The sequence below is a fragment of the Paenibacillus abyssi genome (genome assembly GCF_014640295.1).
Classification (GTDB): Bacteria; Bacillota; Bacilli; order Paenibacillales; family Paenibacillaceae; genus Paenibacillus_D; species Paenibacillus_D abyssi.
Map to the genome: position 1 here is coordinate 268,305 of NZ_BMGR01000006.1, position 16,529 is coordinate 284,833.

Here is a 16,529-nt window from a genome sequence, read left to right on the forward strand (position 1 = left end):
CTTCGCTTCCTGATCTACTGTCTCTTACGCATTGGCAAGCAGCGCCTTACCGGCAAACCATGCGGTTATCCGATGGTTCACTGCTTCCTCGCTAAGGTCGGGCAGCACATTGTGCTCCACTACCAAATCATACAGCCTGTCCATCGGCTCGCGCGGATCGGCTTTCTTCGCTTTCGCATCATTCTTCAGCACATCCCATGTTCCCAGCACAAAGGTGCGCGGGTCAATCGACTCTTTGCCGAAGAAATGATGCAAACGCTCCACATGATCGAAGAACGAATCGCCGAACCGGTCCATCGCATCGCCGCGCAGCAAAGCGATCTCCGCTTCGTACATCGGCCGCTGCGTTTTGCCGTCTTTGCCGATCCATGGCGTTTCAAGAATGAATGGCCGTCCGGCAAGCCGTTCATGGTGCACGATATTTTTGATCGCTTCATGGCCGAGCCAACCTGCGCCAATCGGTGCATGGCGGTCTTTGCCGGCGCCGCGCGGGTTCTTCGTGTCATTAATATGAACGACAGCTACCCGGTCCAATCCGACGATCCGGTCAAACTGCTCCAATACGCCGTCCAGATCATCAATGAGATCATAACCGGCATCATGCATATGGCAGGTATCCATACAAACCGTTAACCGGTCATTTTCTCCTACCTTCTCGATAATCGAAGCGATTTCCTCGAAGCTGCGCCCGATCTCGGTGCCCTTGCCGGCCATCGTCTCCAATGCGATATTCACATCGGTTTCCTTCGTGCCGTCAAGCACCTCATTCAAGCCCTCAGCGATCCGGGCAATGCCGTATTCCGCATCCTTGTCCGTATAAGCGCCCGGGTGAAGAACGATATTTTTGACCCCGATCCGGTGCGTGCGGCGAATCTCTTCCTGCAAAAAACGGACGGCGAGCTCGAAGGTATCTTCCTTATAGGAACCCAGATTGACAATATAAGGCGCATGCACGACGATCTCGTCGATCCCGCTGGCCTGCATGACAGCTTTACCTTCTTCAATGTATAAATCCTCAATCGGCTTGCGCCGCGTATTTTGCGGAGCGCCCGTATAAATCATAAAAGAACTGGAGCCGTAGGTTACCGCTTCCTGCGCGGCAGTCAATAGGCCTTTATCTGAAAATGAAACGTGTGATCCGATCTTCAACATGATTTTAATGCCCCTCTCGCTTCTTTTCCATCCTATTTTACAGGGAATATCGAAATAAATCTAGGAATACGCTATAATTCATCATAGAGGTGAAACAATCATGAATGAAGCGTCCGATGGGTTTATGTACTTTATTATTTTCTGGGCGATTGTGCTGCTGGGCTTCATGTCCATCGGCGGATATTTCATGTTCCGCAAGTTTCTGAAGGTACTGCCGAAGCAGGACGGCAAGTCCAAGCTGGATTGGCAAAATTATTGGGTGGAACGAAGCCGCCCGATGTGGACTGAGGACAGCAAAAAATTTCTGGACGAGCTTGTCTCTCCTGTTCCCCAAGCCTTCCGGGATATTGCCAAACATACAATTGCAGCGAAAATCGGGCAAGTTGCCGTTGAGAGCGGCGCATCAGAGGTTACCCGCGATCATTGCGTCGAAGGTTATATCCGGGCAACTCCGCGCCGTGACTACAAAAGCCTTGTTTCGTTCCTTGAGAAGCAGCAGATCGACTATACGCCTTACAGACATCTCCTCAATAAATAAGCCGCCATTTGGGGCGGCTTGTTTCATTTTTTCGCAAAAATTACAGTTGATTTGGAACCTCTCAGGGTATACATACGTTATACATATAGGAGGTGGTCTACATGACCCATACATCAAAGAAAAAATCAAAAGCAAAAACCCATCTTGCTCTGGCTTTAGTCCTTGCCGTTTCGTTAACGACGGCTTGTGCCAATAACGACGTTAACAGCGCACCGCCGGCAGTAAACAACGAGAGCGGCACCAATGATCCGGCTAACAATTCGATGAACAACGAAGCTAACAATCCGACAAATGACCATACACCTTCGGATGACAATACATCCGCTGAGCTTCCGGATCCAGGCGTTGCGGAGCCGAATTCCCCGGCAAATAATGGGGGCGAGCAGCCCGGAGATACTGGTGTTGTCCAAGCGGAAGGAACCTTTAACGGTCTCGTAGACGGACATACCGTTGAATTGGAAACACCGAATGGCCCCGTCGCTTATCAACATGACGAGACGCTTGCTGATTCCTTATCCGGTCTGGAGCAAAATGATAAGGTCAAATACGAGTATGAGGAAAGAGAATACGAAGCAGACGGTGAAACGTATACACAGCTCTGGCTGACAAAGATTGAAAAAGTGATTTGATTAGAAACGATTGAGGTGATTGTATGCGCATAGCCATCACAGGAGGCTCCGGATTTATAGGCAATGCCCTGGCACAATATTTGCTGGATCGTGATGATGAGGTCTGGATCGTAAGCCGCTCCACCGGTCGGGTGGAGCAAAAGCATCCAAAGCTCCATGTCATCACATGGGAGGATATGGCGTCAAAACCGGAGCGCCTTGAAGGCGTTGATGCAATCGTCAATCTGGCTGGAGAGTCCATTAACCAGCGCTGGACCGACGACGCAAAAGAGCGAATTCTGAAGTCCAGGCTTGATGCCGCAGACCGGATCGCCAAGCTTGTCCGTGCGCTGCAGCGCAAGCCTGCGGTGGTTGTTAATGCTTCGGGCATCTCGATCTACGGCATCTCAGAGACAGCGACATTTGATGAGAATAGTCCCGCGCATATTACTGACTATCTCGCTTCTGTTGTGGAGAAATGGGAGAAAGCCGCTGACGCGATTGAAGTGCCAAGGCTTGTAAAGCTGCGTGTCGGGCTTGTCCTCGGCAATGAGGAAGGCGCCTTTCCTAAGATGGCCATGCCTTACCGGTTCTTCGGCGGGGGCAGGGTTGGCAGCGGCAAACAGTGGATTTCCTGGATCCATCTCGAAGATATGGTTCGGTTAATCACCTTTTGCATCGATAACAAGCTCATTGAGGGACCGGTTAACGCATCGGCTCCCGAGCCTGTCACCAACGACCATTTCGGCCGGGCGATCGGCCGGACGATGGGAAGGCCGCATTGGTTTCCCGTTCCTGCATTCCTGATGAAAGCTTTGTTCGGCGAACTATCGGTGCTGCTTCTAGAGGGCCAACGTGGCGTACCGCGCAAAGCAATGGATGCAGGTTTTAAATTTCTATATCCGGACATTGATTCAGCTATGAGAAATTTGCTAGGTAAATAAATAGCTAAGAAGGGAGACCTTTCGGGTTTCCCTTTTTCTATTGCGGTGGTTCAGGCTTTTTTCAGTTGATAGACCGGACCGCCGCCCCCTGCAAGCTGCAGCCTGTCCCCCGCTTCCAGCGAATAAAGCTTATAGGGAATCATCATCTGCCCATTCAGCAGACTGCCGTTTCTCGAGCCCAGATCCTTCGCCGTGCACAGCAGCCGATCCATGCCGAATTCAATATGCGCCCGGGACAAGCCTTCGCCAAGATCAACATAGTCAGCCGATTCGGCGGAGCGCCCAATGACCAGCTTGCCTTGGTTCAATGTTATCCGCTCCTCATTCCCATTCGCGCTGCGTTCCAGAAAAAAGCTCTCCTTGTCCGCACCATGATCAATGCCTTTAGCTTCTTTATTGCTGTCGGCCAACATCACAGTGGCTTCTGAAGACTGCTTTGTAAATCCCATCTGAACAGCCCCGGCAGCCTTCGGTACTTTAGGTAGAAATTGCGAATCCGGCGCGTCCAGCTCGTGATGGGGCTCTTGACCGGACCAACTGCTCCAGCGCGGCGCTTGCTGTCCCCTACCCATTTCTTCTTGCGGTACCGGCACAGCCGCCAATTCTGCTGGTGCTGCTTGTCTGTGCAGGATCCAGCGCCATGCCGCATATACTGTCCCGAGAACAATCAACGAGCTTCCGGCACTGATCATAGCTGTTCTGCCTGATGGTGCTTCTAGATATAAATAACGCCACAAGGCAGCAATCGCAACGACAGTGATAGCCGCCGCATACCACCTGAACCGGCCAAGGTCTCGCTCCGGTTTGTCCTCTATAACACTAACAGCGGGTACAAAAGCATCAGCATGCCTTTCCTCTGGAATCGAATAAAATTCTAACGGCTCGAACGGCCGAATGGGATCGCCCTTCATTTCAACTGGCGCGCTGCTGAACGATGTCTCGATCCGGTAAGGTTCAGATAGCTTTTCCAGCAGCAGACTTCTCATGGCGGCCCACCCCCCTCCGCCTTCTCCATCCAAAGCATGAAGAACCATCTGCAGACCGTTTCCGTCCACCTGCTCAACATGCGCAGTCCAGCGCACGGCAAGCGATAGCAGGTCTTCACGCACGGTTCGGGAAGTTTCTTCCTTACGAATCGGTACGTAGACCAGTCCGATATCCTCCCATTCCTCACCTACAAAAATATAATTCTCATGCAGCAGCACCCCTTCTGCGCGGAGCATGTAATGCTTGCAATCTTCCAGCGCTTCGACAACAGCCAGCAGCAGCGCATAATAATCGTTCATCGTAAACGGCCGAAGGTGAATCCGCTGCGAGAGCATTCGTTTGCCTGATAACTTGTAATGAAAGCTTATCTGTCCGTCCAGTTCAAGCCATTCCACCTTCAACAGACGCGGAAAACTTTGAGCCTGCAGCATATGAAGTTCAATCTCCTCGAGCTGATCCCGTGCCATTCCGGCTTCCCGCTGCAGGATCATCTCGTGACCACGATGCATGGTGAAATCTACACGATATGGCTCCATATTATCCCCACTCCTTCATGCGTTAATATGCCGTTGAAATCATGCTAATAAAAATACCATGCCACTGCAGCCCCAGGCGCTACCGCAAGCATAAACGGAAATTTTGTTCCCTGCTGCCATACACGGGGAAAGCCCATTCGTCCAGCCGCCGCTGGAAGAACGGAGCTGAGAATCATCGTAAAGACGCGCTGGAAGAAGGGGCGGTAAACCACCATAAACACAACGCCAATCATTCCCGCAATCAAAACGGAATAGATAAATAACTGAAAAATCAACTCCGCCCCGATCCAGGCTCCTAACGCTGCGAACAGCTTCACATCGCCTGCTCCGATTCCCTTCAATACATACAGAAAAAGCATAGGCAGCAGCCCGATCGCCGTTCCCAGCAGCACTTTCAGGACACCCTCGACCCCACCTGTAAAAACGGAATATATCCAAGCGGCTGCGCATGCTGAGGCGGTTAGCCAATTGGGAATGATCATGGATTTCACATCATGCCAAAAAGCGACTCCTAACACTATTAGGGCTGCACCATAACTAAACGTCATCATCTTCCTCCTCTCTACTTCGCTTTTTCCACGGAAAAATGCATCCCGACCTGTTTGGAATCCTCTGTCGATACGTACAGCTCCCACACCCCGGGTGTGGTATTGCCGGATACATGCCATTCCCAACTCACCATGCCGTCTGCATCGGCGGTTTGTTCCCCCAGAAACTTCGCTTTGCTTGTGCCGCTTTTATACTCAACGGTAAGAGAAACCTTGCGGTTTGGATCGGTTAGCGCAATGACCCGTGCCTTCCTGCCTGGCCTGACCGGAGAGGGCTCGATTGCCAGGATTTGAAGATGATCCGCTGCATCTTCTGAGCTTTCTGGAGTGATAGGAGCGGCGATTGCGTCACTCACCCATACCCTTTCCTCTGCCCGCTCTCGCAGGGTTAATGTTTTACGGGTAAACGGAAGATTGAGCGGCAGCTCGTATTCTACGGTTATGGAAAAATACGGCTCCTGCTTTTCTTTCAGATCCGGCATCGAGAGCCGGTATAACCGGACCTCGTCCGGATCGAGCACCGACGCCTCCGCAAATTGGCGAAGCAGCGGCTGTACTACGCCGCGTCCAATCTCTGTTGCCGCCATATCGACTACCGGACTCCAATCACCCTCGCCAATCGATTCCAGCAGCGGGCCGGCCGGCTCGGGAATCCACTCTGCAAGCTGCCCGGCGACACTTTCAATGTCGCTGAGCGACAGTTCCCCGATGGATGCCGTTGGCAGCTCGAAACCCGACTGCTCTGCTGCAAGCGCAATCGGATAAATATGCGCTGCTGTCTGCCTCACGGCTTGGGAAGCCGTATCATGAAGCGCCATCTGGACTGCAGCCAATCTGACCATAACTACGAGAAACAAAAGCACGAATAAGAACACCGGCGCCACTATAGCCGCCTCCAGCGCGATTCCGCCCTGCTCACCCGCTGGATCAGGAATACGACCAAGCAGCCGTTTTCGTCGATTCATAACGGTTTCCGACAACCTTTCCGCTTAATAGTCGAGTGCGGGTCAAGCTTTTCATAATACCAGGCAGAAACCAGAGCTTTACCGATCCCCTTGCCTCGCCGGATACGCCTGCCGTCATCTGTATGAGAGAATAACCGGTATTGAATTCGATTAACGCAATCATGCGGCTAATCTTCGTCTCCGGGCTGCCATGAATGAGCAGAAACATACGGAGATAATCTTTATAGGCAATATCTACATCAGCATATTTGGATAAAGGAGTGGACCCCTGCTTGACGAGCTGAACGATATCTTCAAGCGATTTCTCTAAACCGTACAGCAACGCGGCGGACAAAATCATGAGCGGATGTCCCAACGTCCGTGCTTGCACCAGTCCCTCCATCGTTCGAATAGCCAGCCGAAAAGCGAATATTTCCGCATATGCCGCAGCGATATTCGAAGCGGGGTGATGGAAGCCGTAAAGAATATATTCGATTTCCTGCTGATTAACATCCAATACGCCGGAAAGCTCAACTTCCTCCCCTTCTCCTAAAACCACTGCGCTCAGATTTTGCGGGCTTAACGATGAGAAACGGCTAACCGCATACTCATTCAGATACAGCGGATCCCTGATCGACACAAGCATCTCAGCCATTCCGCCAAACATCCCGCGAGTTGTGTCCAATGATTGATCCGCCTGCTGTGCCGCGTCGCCTCGACCCGCCCCGCTCCCGTTATGCTCCGGTTCAGCCGGTTCAGCCGGTTCAGCGGATTGATTGGCAAGCCTATTCTTCTCGAAATGCCCTTTCAGCTTTTCAAAAGCTTGTTTCTGTTCATCCGTTGGCTGGATTGTATTCATTCGCTGCAACAGCTTGCGCGCCTCATTCAGCTTCGCTTCTTGTTTTGTCCGCTGCTCTTTTCGATCCGCTTCACCTGCACTCATCGATAACATTCCGTTTTCTCTCGCTGCTAATATTGAGGCGGGTTGAATGTATTTTTGACGATAATCAGCATAAGCAGATTGAAGCCGAACAGCGGTCCCAGGCAGCGTCGAAGGTAAGGAAGCCGAGCTTAATGCAGCAGACAACTGCGCCTCAAACGTTACCGTTTCCATATCCAGCGTTGTGAAATCCGATGCTTGGCGATTGATCTCATCCTGAAAATCATCGAACCATCCGGCTTCCATGACCAAGTCCTCTGACATCAAGCGCACTTCCTTTAACTGCTGGGGCACTTGATCCGGAACGGCGCCTTTACTGCCAGAAACGCCATCAAGACGGGACTGGCCCGCATGCGATGAAGACGATTCCGCTTGCTGCGCCAGCTCTCTCATCTGCTCATTCAATTTTTTTGCCGATTCGACCTCGTGCTGCGCTTGTTGCTGCATCTGTGTGTGCTCACTTATCAAACCCGCACTTAACCGGCGCAGGCTGAAGGCCGTCATCGTTGAGCTTTGCCGGAAGCTGGCGATTTCGATGGTATATTGAGGCTTTTCATCTTCTTCAAGATCCTCATCGCTTAACACCCAATCCACATAAGAAGCATAATTCTCCGCAATGCCGCTAACCGTTCCATATCCGCTGCCGCCGCTGCCGCCTGCAGGAAGGAGCAGCGGCACTCCAGAGGATGCAAGCGCGTCAGCCGCTTTCTTCTGCAGCATGATCGCACTTGAAAGATGACGTTCTCTTGCTTCATACAGCTTTTCCATCTTCTCAAGCACGTCAACTGTTGCGGCCGCTTCCTCCAGAGCGCTTGACAGCGGCTTGAATTTGCTTAACATCTCCACCGTAAAGTCGATTGGCGCCTTATATTTCATTTCTTCCAGCACTTGTCTTTTAAATACGGGATGAATACCGAGATATGACGAGCTGTTCACGTGTGAAGCCTCCACTTGAATGTCCAATAGCCTGAAAGAGCTTGATTCTCCCGAGGTTATGCTGTTTTCCAGTACGCGTTCAAAGATAGCTCCGGCATCACTCCCGCCTCTGGCGAACAAGCCATAGCGATCATAGAGCTGCTCGTCATAAGCGGATAACACCGAACGGATACCTGAGCGCGAAGCGGCTTCCAATTGATTATTCATCGAGGCCACTCTTGCGTAATCAATCAGTACCGCGTTGAACAAAAAGATTGCCGCTGTAATGACGATAAAATAGACCGACACCGACCCGCTTTTCTCCCGGGCCCACCGTATCCGGATACCGGATACCGGCATTTTACGGTTCTTCCCACTTCCCCGATTTGCCCCCATCACTTGGCAGAGCCTCCTCGCTCGGCTGTTTTCCTTCCTTTAAGAATGGTCGCCGCTTCTGCAGCAGCCGCAGCGCCATCAGACCGATTGTTGAATTTATCGGTGTAATAACGTACCAGATCAACGCTCCGAATGAACTCTACCGGATCTACGACTGCGCTGTTAGCTGCTGCCCTTGGCTCTGATCGCCCATTCAACGCTTCAAGCGGGTCCAGCGATATCGCATGCCGCAGCTTAACCGAGATCGTCCGCTGCCAAATCTCCCGTTCATACATGACCTTCCCGTCATACGGACTCGGGATCCAAGCAGAAGCTGATCTCATCTTGGATTCCGGAAGTGATGTCTCGCCATTTCCCGCGGCGTCCCGCAGCGTAATTGAGGGCGCCTTAGCATCCACAGCCAAGCCGAACAAAGCTTCGAGCATTTGATCATCGTGCAGACGCCAATACAATCCGTCATGCTTGCCGGCCGGTGCCAAACCGCTGGCCGCGGAGCGATGGCTGTTATCCCATCCAAATGCCGTACGTTCCGCAGTGGTCGATGCAATATAATAGAGGATTACTTTTTGATACACGTACATGCTCATCAACAGCATTGTTAACGTCAAAATAAACACAATCGGAAATACCATCGATGCTTCTAATGAAAAACTGCCTTTCTCATCCCTGACCCACGCCGGCCAACGCGATTTCATCATATCAATCAAAAATTTTATCAGCCTCGCCGTCGGCTTTTCCCATCAAATCCTCAATTAACTCAATAATCCAATCTTTAAATAACAGCGCGATTATAATGACGACGGATATGATCAGGATGATTTCCAATGTACCCAAGCCTTCCTCCGAACGCCAGAATCGTTTAACAGCCTGCTTAATTTTCAACATGTTGCAGCTCTCCTTCTCTCGTAACATAGTTGGCAATGATTATCCCAATAAAAGAACAGCAGGCGAAGCGACCAGTACCATCAATACCAGAAAAATAATCACCAAGGGAAAGACCAGCTTGGAGGAAGCTTCCTCTCCTCTTGAACGTGCCACCGCTTTGCGCTTTTCCCATAACGTGTATGAAAGCTCCCGTAACGATAATGTAAACCGTTCGCCGCCGCGCCGATAATTAAGCAGCACCGTAGTTGTAAAGATCGACACCTCCTGCACGGAGCAGCGTTTGCTGAACGATTCCAGAGCAATTGGAAAGGCAGTGCCGTTATGAAGCTCATTACACATCCTCTCCAGCTCGACATAGAGCGGGTTCGTTCCATTCTCAGGCCGATTATGGCTTTCAAGGCAGCGCATCAGCGCTCGAACGACTGTTTCTCCAGCACCAACCAGCAGCATCAGCTTGCTGAGCAGCTCCGGAAGCGCCAGCAGCATGTCCTGCTTTCGCCTGGCCACCTTGCGGTGAATATCCCTGATCCGGGCAGTCGGCAGCAAAACCGCCAGCAGCAATCCCATAACTGAAAACGCCGGTTCTTTAGCTGCCCAGGATAACAGCAGGCCGCCGCAAAGCGACAAATAACCGATCCCGATCGTTTCCGCCACATAATGCTTGGAATCATCAACAGTGTGGGCCGTACCATTAAGAATAACGAGATTGCGGTGCACAGCAGTCATGAAGGTTTGGGATCTGCTCCACAGCTTCAGCCGTTCAAAAGCTCGAAGAAACGGATCGCCGAGCAGCGCGGCTTTAGCAGTGCCCTTCGGCGGTACCCTGCTCCCTGTCTTTTGCTTGCTTTTCAGGATAAGCCAGCCTGCTTCACCCATCCACAGAAGCAGCAGCGCAAAAGCCGCAGCTCCGGCCATTGAGGTCCCTCCCTTCTAGGTTTTAATATTCATTAACTTGATGATGAACCAGTAACAGCCCGCAAGCAGCAGCAGCGCAAGAGTAAGCATCACATAACCGGCGCCTTCGTATAACGGGGCCATATAGTCCGGAGCGGCATAGGATAAAAAAGCGAGAAAAACAAAGGGCACCGCCATCATAATCCTGGACTCAAACCGCTTCTGTGCGATCATTACAGCGATTTCAAGTTGAATCTCCAGCTTCTCGCCGATAATGGATGAGGTTTGGCGAATCACCTCGATCAGGTCTCCGCCCGATCGTTTGCCGATACAGAACACATCCACAAAATGTTTGATGTCGTCCAAGGCCGCTCGGTCGCTAAAGTCGCGAAGGCTGCGCTCGAGCGGTTCTCCATTTTCCAGGCGGAATCGGATCACTTCAAATTCACGAACAATATCCGTCCCGGGATCGGGATAGATGAGCTTCAAGTCGACCGGAATCATCCGAAATGCATTTTCTACCGAGCGGCCTGCCGCCAGCGAAGAAGTCAATGAAAACAACGCTTCTTTAAATTGCTGCTTTAACTGCTCTGTGCGTTTCTTAAGCAGCACCTGCCGATAGACGCGGGGAGCGAGCAAACCAGCCGCCGAGAAGACAATCGCTGCGGCTGCGGAGTGATAAAATATATACGCTGCCAAAAAGCTGATTGCGGCGCCAACTGCAATAGATAAAACAAACTGAGGCCGGGACAAGTTGTAGACAGCGTAATCGGTCAACACCCTTCTCCGAACAGCGCCTTGGCGGATGTTCAATCAGACCGCCTCCACTTCTTCGCTGCTCAAGCCCGCCATCTTCAGCTTTCTTGTATCCAGCAAGCGGCTTCCGGCCGTTCTTAGACTCCCGACAATTCGCCCTTCGACTTCGCCGTCTTCCACAAACTGATACAAAGGATTCAGCGCCACCTCGCCGTCTTTCATGCCCGCAACCTCGCAAATTTCGGTTACCCGCCTGGTGCGGTCACGCAGTCGCGAGAGGTGGATAAGCACATCGATGGCCGATGATATTTGCTGGCGAATGACCGGAACAGGCAGCTCCGCAGCGCTTAACACCATCGTCTCCAAACGGCCCAGCATATCTTTCGCTCCGTTGGCATGGCCGGTAGACAAGGCACCGTCATGACCAGTATTCATAGCCTGCAGCATGTCAAGCGCTTCTCCGCCGCGAACCTCACCGACGATAATGCGGCTTGGCCTCATTCTCAGCGATGCGCGAATGAGCTCACGCATTGCGATCTCCCCCTTGCCTTCCGTATTCGCATTGCGGGTCTCCAGCGAAACCAGATTGGACACATTGCGTATTCTCAGCTCCGCCGAATCTTCAATCGTCACGATCCGTTCATCGGATGGTATGTATTGCGACAGCGCATTAAGAAATGTCGTTTTCCCGGAGCCGGTTCCGCCGCTAATAAAGATATTGTATTTTGCCATAACAAGCTTTTTTAACAGCTGTGCCGTCTCTTCGGTTAAAGAGCCCAGCCGGATTAAATCTTCCATCAGCAGCGGGTTCTCCGGAAATTTACGAATTGTCATTGTCGGTCCCTTCAATGCGATCGGAGGCAGCACCACATGCACGCGGGAGCCATCCTTCAATCTGGCATCTACGATGGGGCTTGATTCATTCACGACCCGATTGACACCGGCAACTACAGCCTGAATGATATCCTCCAACCGTTGCCTGCTCTCAAACGCCACCGGATAACGCGTTAACTTTCCCGCGCGTTCGATAAACACCTCATCATGCGCATTAATCATAATCTCCGTAACCGACCGATCCTCCATCAGCGGCTGCAGCACATCCAACCCGCGGAAAGAATGAAACAATCTCCGCACCAACTGCAGCTTCTCTCCCGCCGTGATTGCATGGACCCGGCTCCACTCAAACACGGCCTGTTCAATGATGCGGGTTAACGCCTCATCCGATACGGATCCGCTCAGATCGATCCTCTCCCGCACCAAGTCCCGCAGCTCGAGCACCACCTCCTCTGTCACTTTCCGCCCCCCCTTCCGGCCAGATCCATTGCTTTAACAAACCCGTTACCGCCCCCCTGTAAGGCGGAGATGACAAAAGCTGCGCCGGCTGCTCTGCCTGATGCCATTGCGGATGGAAGGGCAGCAATCCATGTGCGGATAGGAAGCTCTGCTCACTGGGTCGGCCGCCTTCTTCCGCCGCATGCACTCCGACCTGTATTATTCTGAGCTTTGCCTCCAGCTCACGAAAAGCTTCTCCCCGCTTCCGCCTGCCATATTGAACAGCGAGCTCTGTTTTGCGCTTTGCAGTCACGTCGGTGCCGTTCAACCACAACATCAGGCCGCATTCCTCAAGCACCTGGAAGAAGACATCATCCATTCTGCAATCCAGATCGATAACCAGCAGATCATACTGGCCGCTTGAAGTAATCATGTCTACCATCGCAGAGGCAAGCTCTGAAGTAAGGGCCAACCGCTCATCGGGACTTGGGGCAGGCTGGAAATAATCGATCTGCATACCTGGATGATGTTTGCGAATGGACGCGAATTGTGCCGCCGATTGCTCAGACCCGGATTGCAGCATATACAGCATTCTCGAAAAATCATCCTCGCCGTCTGCCCCGCCGCCAAAGTACATCCCCGTGGCGTTCCACATCTCTAAGTTCAAATAAAATACGCGTTTGCCCCCTTCTGCCGCCTGCTTCGCCAAATTAAGGGCCAGTGTCGTCTTGCCGATGCCTCCAATGGCTGAATAAATAGCGGCAACGGGCGTTGTTCCCTCTTTAACGCCCGCAAGAGGCGAACCTCCGCTAGCTTTTGTATAGATCTCATTCAACTGCTTCAGAAGCTGAGGCAGCGGCTGATATTGCAGCAATTGCTCATAATCATCCGCTTCGCCCAGATGCCTCACAAGCGCCGCGGCAACGGCCTTGGCCGGCATAACCTCCTTGGCCTCCTCAAGGAAGTTCGGCTGCAGCGCCAGCAGATCCGCAGGATACCCGCTTCGCAGATACTGCTTTAAGGCCGGAGGATGCGTAAATGCTGTGACCTGCCAGCTGCTTGTGGCCGGAGATTCACGGATGTACTCCGCCAGCCGTTTTACATATTCCTGTTCTTTGGCGGCAATGACAAGCGAATGGATCCTCATACAGCTCTCCCCCTTGAACGCAAAAAAACACCGCAAACCGCGCATGATGATGCGCTGATTTGCGGTGCTTCCGCTCGTAAATTGGTTGAATTTGGAGTTAATGTATCATAATATTTCCAATACGTCAACTTATTTGCTTTGCATTTTGTTCCAATCCGCCAAGAATTTCTCAATGCCAATATCGGTCAAAGGATGCTTCCACAGGGAAGGCAGCAGCGAGCCAGGAATGGTCGCAATATGCGCTCCGGCAACGGCAGCTTGCTCCACATGGCCGATATGGCGAATGCTTGCCACAATAATTTCCGTATCAAAGCCATAATTATTAATGATCGCGTTCAACTGATGAATCAGTCCCATCCCTTCAACGGCAATATCATCCAAACGGCCCACGAACGGACTGATGAATGTAGCTCCCGCTTTAGCGGCCATCAAGCCTTGAGCGGCAGAGAAGATAAGCGTTACATTTGTTTTGATTCCTTTTTGGGACAGCTCATGCGTAGCATACAAGCCATCTTCCGTCATCGGCAGCTTAATGACGACATTGGGCGCCCACTCCGCGATTTCATAGGCTTCCTTCAGCATGTCCTCCGCTTTGGTTCCGATGACTTCAGCGCTTACCGGACCGGAGACGATGCCGCTAATCTCCTGAATGACCTGCTTAAAATCGCGTCCTTCCCTAGAAATCAGAGAAGGATTCGTCGTCACTCCGTCTACTAATCCAAGCTTGGCAATCCGTTTAATTTCCTCAACGTTTGCTGTATCTAAGAAAAACTTCATTGATCGCATTCCCCTCTCAATTTTTATATATTTTAGTATATACTACCTTTATTTAAAGAACAAACCAATCTCTCTGACTGCACTATCAGGGGAATCGGAGCCATGCACGATGTTGCTTGCGACATCCAGTGCAAAATCACCGCGAATCGTACCTGGGGCTGCATCGGCCGGATTCGTCTTGCCAATGATCGCACGTGCGTTCTTCACCGCATCTTGCCCTTCCCATATCATTGCAAAAACCGGACCTGAGGTAATAAAATCAACGAGTTCTCCGAAAAATGGCCGTTCTTTGTGCTCGCCGTAATGATCCTGCGCAAGCTCAGTCGAGATGCTCATTAGTTTTGCATCGATGAGTTGAAAGCCTTTCTTTTCAAACCTTGCAACAATTTCACCAATTAGTGCTCTTTTGACCCCATCCGGTTTAACCATGACAAATGTACGCTCCATATTAATTATCCCCTTTTTATGATTTGCGCAGCAGTGGTTTGTTTGGCAAATAATGCAATGACTTTATGTAACGGATGGTTCGCGTTTTGGCACGCATGACAACAGAGTGGGTCTCTGCCCGTTGATCCGGCAAATATCTCACGCCTCCGAGAAACTCCCCGGGGGTTACGCCGGTCGCCGTAAAGATCACATCGCCAGTACCGACCATATCATCCATCGTCAGCAGACGGCGCGGGTCTTCAAGCCCCATCTCGATGCAGCGGTCATGCTGCGACTGATCCTCCGGCATCAGGCGCCCTAGGATTTCCCCGCCCAAGCACTTCAATGCCGCCGCAGCCAGAACGCCTTCTGGCGCCCCGCCCGATCCGACATACAGATCGATCCCTGTCTCGGGAAATGCCGGCGCCATCGCTCCAGCCACATCGCCATCAGACAGAAATTTGATTCGTACCCCTGTTCGCCGCAGGTCGGTAACGATTTGTTTATGACGCTCACGATCGAGCAGAATTACCGTCAAATCGGAGAGCGGTTTGCCAAGCGCCAACGCAGCCTTCTCCACCGTAGTGCGGATCGGGTCGAGCAAGCTCAGCTTACCCGCCAACGCCGGACCTACCGCCAGCTTCTCCATGTACATGTCAGGCGCATGCAAAAGCTGTCCCTTCGGTGCAATGGCCAAAACCGACATTGCATTGTTGAGCCCCTTTGCAACGATTTCCGTTCCTTCCAGAGGATCAACGGCTACATCGACAGGCGGTCCTTGCATATTGCCGACCTGCTCACCGATATAAAGCATCGGCGCCTCGTCCATTTCACCTTCACCGATCACAACGGTTCCCTGCATGGAAACGGAGTCGAACATTCTTCGCATCGCTTCCGTTGCCGCTTCATCCGCACTGTTCTTATCGCCGCGTCCCATCCAAGGCGATGCTGCCAGTGCCGCCAGCTCAGTCACACGCACCAATTCCAGCGCCAGCTCACGTTCCATGATCGGTCATCCCCTCTTTACCGTTTTATCCCTTATCGGTTTATTTCATTCAACCAGGCGCTTACTATGCCTGCGGTTTCTTCGATCGCCCGGTCCGTTACATCGATGATCCGGCAATCCAGCGATTGCATGACCTTGGCCGCATAGGACAATTCCTCGTCGATCCGTGCGATCGATGCATACTGGGACACCGGCGGCAGTCCCATCGTCTTCAGGCGTTCCTTCCGGACTTTAATCATATGCTCGGGCTGCATCGTCAGTCCGACAATCAATCTGCCCGGTACCGGAACCAGCTCAGGCGGCACCTTAACCTCGGGAATAAGCGGAAAATTCGCCACTTTAATGCCTTTATGAGCCAAGAAAATGCTAAGCGGGGTCTTAGATGTCCTCGATACGCCAACCAGCACGACCTGCGCCTGCTGCAGCCCTCGGGCGTCTTTGCCGTCATCGTATTTAACGGCAAATTCGATCGCTTCGATCCGCTCGAAATAATCCTCATCCAGTGCGTGCAGCAGACCAGGCTGACGCTTCGGAAAGCCGTTAAAGGTATCAATATAGGCCTGCATCATCGGGCCCATCACATCAACAACGCGAACGCCGCATCGCTGCGCTTCCTCCTTCATCATCTCCCGCAGCTCCGGCTGCACGAGCGTGAAAGCGATAAAGCCGCCTGTTGCCGCCGCTTCCTTGACGATAGCAGCGATTTCTTCTTCACTCTTGATATGTCCATACCGTTTCAGCTTCACTTCTCCGGCTGGAAACTGACGCATCGCTGCTCTTGCGACGGCCTCTGACGTTTCACCGACGGCATCTGAACAGACATAGATGATTTTCTCCTGTCCCATGAATGATTGCTCC

General features: G+C 52.0%; 18 protein-coding genes. 3 read left to right on the forward strand and 15 right to left on the reverse strand.

Annotated features, from left to right (window positions below; genetic code table 11):
- Positions 1 to 24: 24 nt before the first annotated feature.
- Positions 25 to 1,152 (reverse strand): deoxyribonuclease IV, encoded by a 1,128-nt coding sequence (locus tag IEW11_RS11100; protein WP_188531138.1) that lies wholly within the window; start codon positions 1,150 to 1,152, stop codon positions 25 to 27.
- Between the two features lie 100 nt (positions 1,153 to 1,252).
- Here IEW11_RS11100 and IEW11_RS11105 point away from each other — a divergent pair, with 100 nt between their 5' ends.
- The 3 genes from IEW11_RS11105 (at position 1,253) to IEW11_RS11115 (ending at position 3,242) form a co-directional block, all read left to right on the forward strand.
- A complete protein-coding gene (locus IEW11_RS11105; RefSeq protein ID WP_188531139.1) occupies positions 1,253 to 1,690 on the forward strand; it encodes a DUF2621 domain-containing protein in 438 nt (145 codons plus the stop codon).
- A gap of 101 nt (positions 1,691 to 1,791) precedes the next feature.
- The gene (locus IEW11_RS11110; RefSeq protein ID WP_188531140.1) at positions 1,792 to 2,319 is read left to right on the forward strand and encodes a LytA/YqiH family protein; all 528 of its coding nucleotides are present in this window, start codon (positions 1,792 to 1,794) and stop codon (positions 2,317 to 2,319) included.
- A 23-nt stretch (positions 2,320 to 2,342) separates the two neighbouring features.
- Positions 2,343 to 3,242, forward strand: coding sequence for a TIGR01777 family oxidoreductase (locus IEW11_RS11115; protein ID WP_188531141.1), 900 nt, complete (start codon positions 2,343 to 2,345; stop codon positions 3,240 to 3,242).
- A 50-nt stretch (positions 3,243 to 3,292) separates the two neighbouring features.
- On the opposite strand, the gene IEW11_RS11120 is transcribed toward IEW11_RS11115, so the two are convergent.
- The 14 genes from IEW11_RS11120 to IEW11_RS11185 form a co-directional block, all read right to left on the reverse strand.
- On the reverse strand, positions 3,293 to 4,765 hold the full coding sequence (locus IEW11_RS11120) for a DUF6382 and FHA domain-containing protein (RefSeq protein ID WP_188531142.1): 1,473 nt from the start codon (positions 4,763 to 4,765) through the stop codon (positions 3,293 to 3,295).
- 44 nt (positions 4,766 to 4,809) lie between these two features.
- A complete protein-coding gene (locus IEW11_RS11125) occupies positions 4,810 to 5,313 on the reverse strand; it encodes an A24 family peptidase (protein ID WP_188531143.1) in 504 nt (167 codons plus the stop codon).
- A 14-nt stretch (positions 5,314 to 5,327) separates the two neighbouring features.
- Positions 5,328 to 6,278 (reverse strand): TadE/TadG family type IV pilus assembly protein, encoded by a 951-nt coding sequence (locus IEW11_RS11130; RefSeq protein ID WP_188531144.1) that lies wholly within the window; start codon positions 6,276 to 6,278, stop codon positions 5,328 to 5,330.
- A complete protein-coding gene (locus tag IEW11_RS11135) occupies positions 6,241 to 8,511 on the reverse strand; it encodes a pilus assembly protein (protein ID WP_188531145.1) in 2,271 nt (756 codons plus the stop codon). The genes IEW11_RS11130 and IEW11_RS11135 overlap by 38 nt, the downstream gene beginning before the upstream one ends.
- Positions 8,508 to 9,215: a TadE/TadG family type IV pilus assembly protein gene (locus tag IEW11_RS11140; protein ID WP_188531146.1), complete on the reverse strand. Its 708-nt coding sequence runs from the start codon at positions 9,213 to 9,215 to the stop codon at positions 8,508 to 8,510. Before IEW11_RS11140 ends, IEW11_RS11135 begins: the two co-directional genes overlap by 4 nt.
- Complete coding sequence (locus IEW11_RS11145; protein ID WP_188531147.1) at positions 9,208 to 9,393, reverse strand: Flp1 family type IVb pilin; 186 nt, start codon at positions 9,391 to 9,393, stop codon at positions 9,208 to 9,210. The genes IEW11_RS11140 and IEW11_RS11145 overlap by 8 nt, the downstream gene beginning before the upstream one ends.
- 39 nt (positions 9,394 to 9,432) lie before the next feature.
- Entirely contained in the window at positions 9,433 to 10,308 is an 876-nt protein-coding gene (locus IEW11_RS11150) for a type II secretion system F family protein (RefSeq protein WP_188531148.1), read from the reverse strand.
- Between the two features lie 15 nt (positions 10,309 to 10,323).
- Positions 10,324 to 11,100, reverse strand: a complete 777-nt coding sequence (locus IEW11_RS11155; RefSeq protein WP_229725168.1) for a type II secretion system F family protein — start codon at positions 11,098 to 11,100, stop codon at positions 10,324 to 10,326.
- On the reverse strand, positions 11,101 to 12,336 hold the full coding sequence (locus IEW11_RS11160; protein ID WP_188531149.1) for a TadA family conjugal transfer-associated ATPase: 1,236 nt from the start codon (positions 12,334 to 12,336) through the stop codon (positions 11,101 to 11,103). It abuts the gene before it with no gap.
- The gene (locus tag IEW11_RS11165) at positions 12,260 to 13,462 is read right to left on the reverse strand and encodes a P-loop NTPase family protein (protein ID WP_188531150.1); all 1,203 of its coding nucleotides are present in this window, start codon (positions 13,460 to 13,462) and stop codon (positions 12,260 to 12,262) included. The genes IEW11_RS11160 and IEW11_RS11165 overlap by 77 nt, the downstream gene beginning before the upstream one ends.
- 129 nt (positions 13,463 to 13,591) lie before the next feature.
- Complete coding sequence (gene fsa / locus IEW11_RS11170) at positions 13,592 to 14,239, reverse strand: fructose-6-phosphate aldolase (RefSeq protein ID WP_188531151.1); 648 nt, start codon at positions 14,237 to 14,239, stop codon at positions 13,592 to 13,594.
- A 48-nt stretch (positions 14,240 to 14,287) separates the two neighbouring features.
- Positions 14,288 to 14,686 (reverse strand): nucleoside-diphosphate kinase, encoded by a 399-nt coding sequence (gene ndk, locus IEW11_RS11175; protein ID WP_188531152.1) that lies wholly within the window; start codon positions 14,684 to 14,686, stop codon positions 14,288 to 14,290.
- Between the two features lie 16 nt (positions 14,687 to 14,702).
- Positions 14,703 to 15,671: a class II fructose-bisphosphatase gene (glpX, locus tag IEW11_RS11180; protein ID WP_188531153.1), complete on the reverse strand. Its 969-nt coding sequence runs from the start codon at positions 15,669 to 15,671 to the stop codon at positions 14,703 to 14,705.
- Positions 15,672 to 15,703: 32 nt separating this feature from the next.
- Entirely contained in the window at positions 15,704 to 16,516 is an 813-nt protein-coding gene (locus tag IEW11_RS11185; protein WP_188531154.1) for a pyruvate, water dikinase regulatory protein, read from the reverse strand.
- Positions 16,517 to 16,529: the final 13 nt, after the last annotated feature.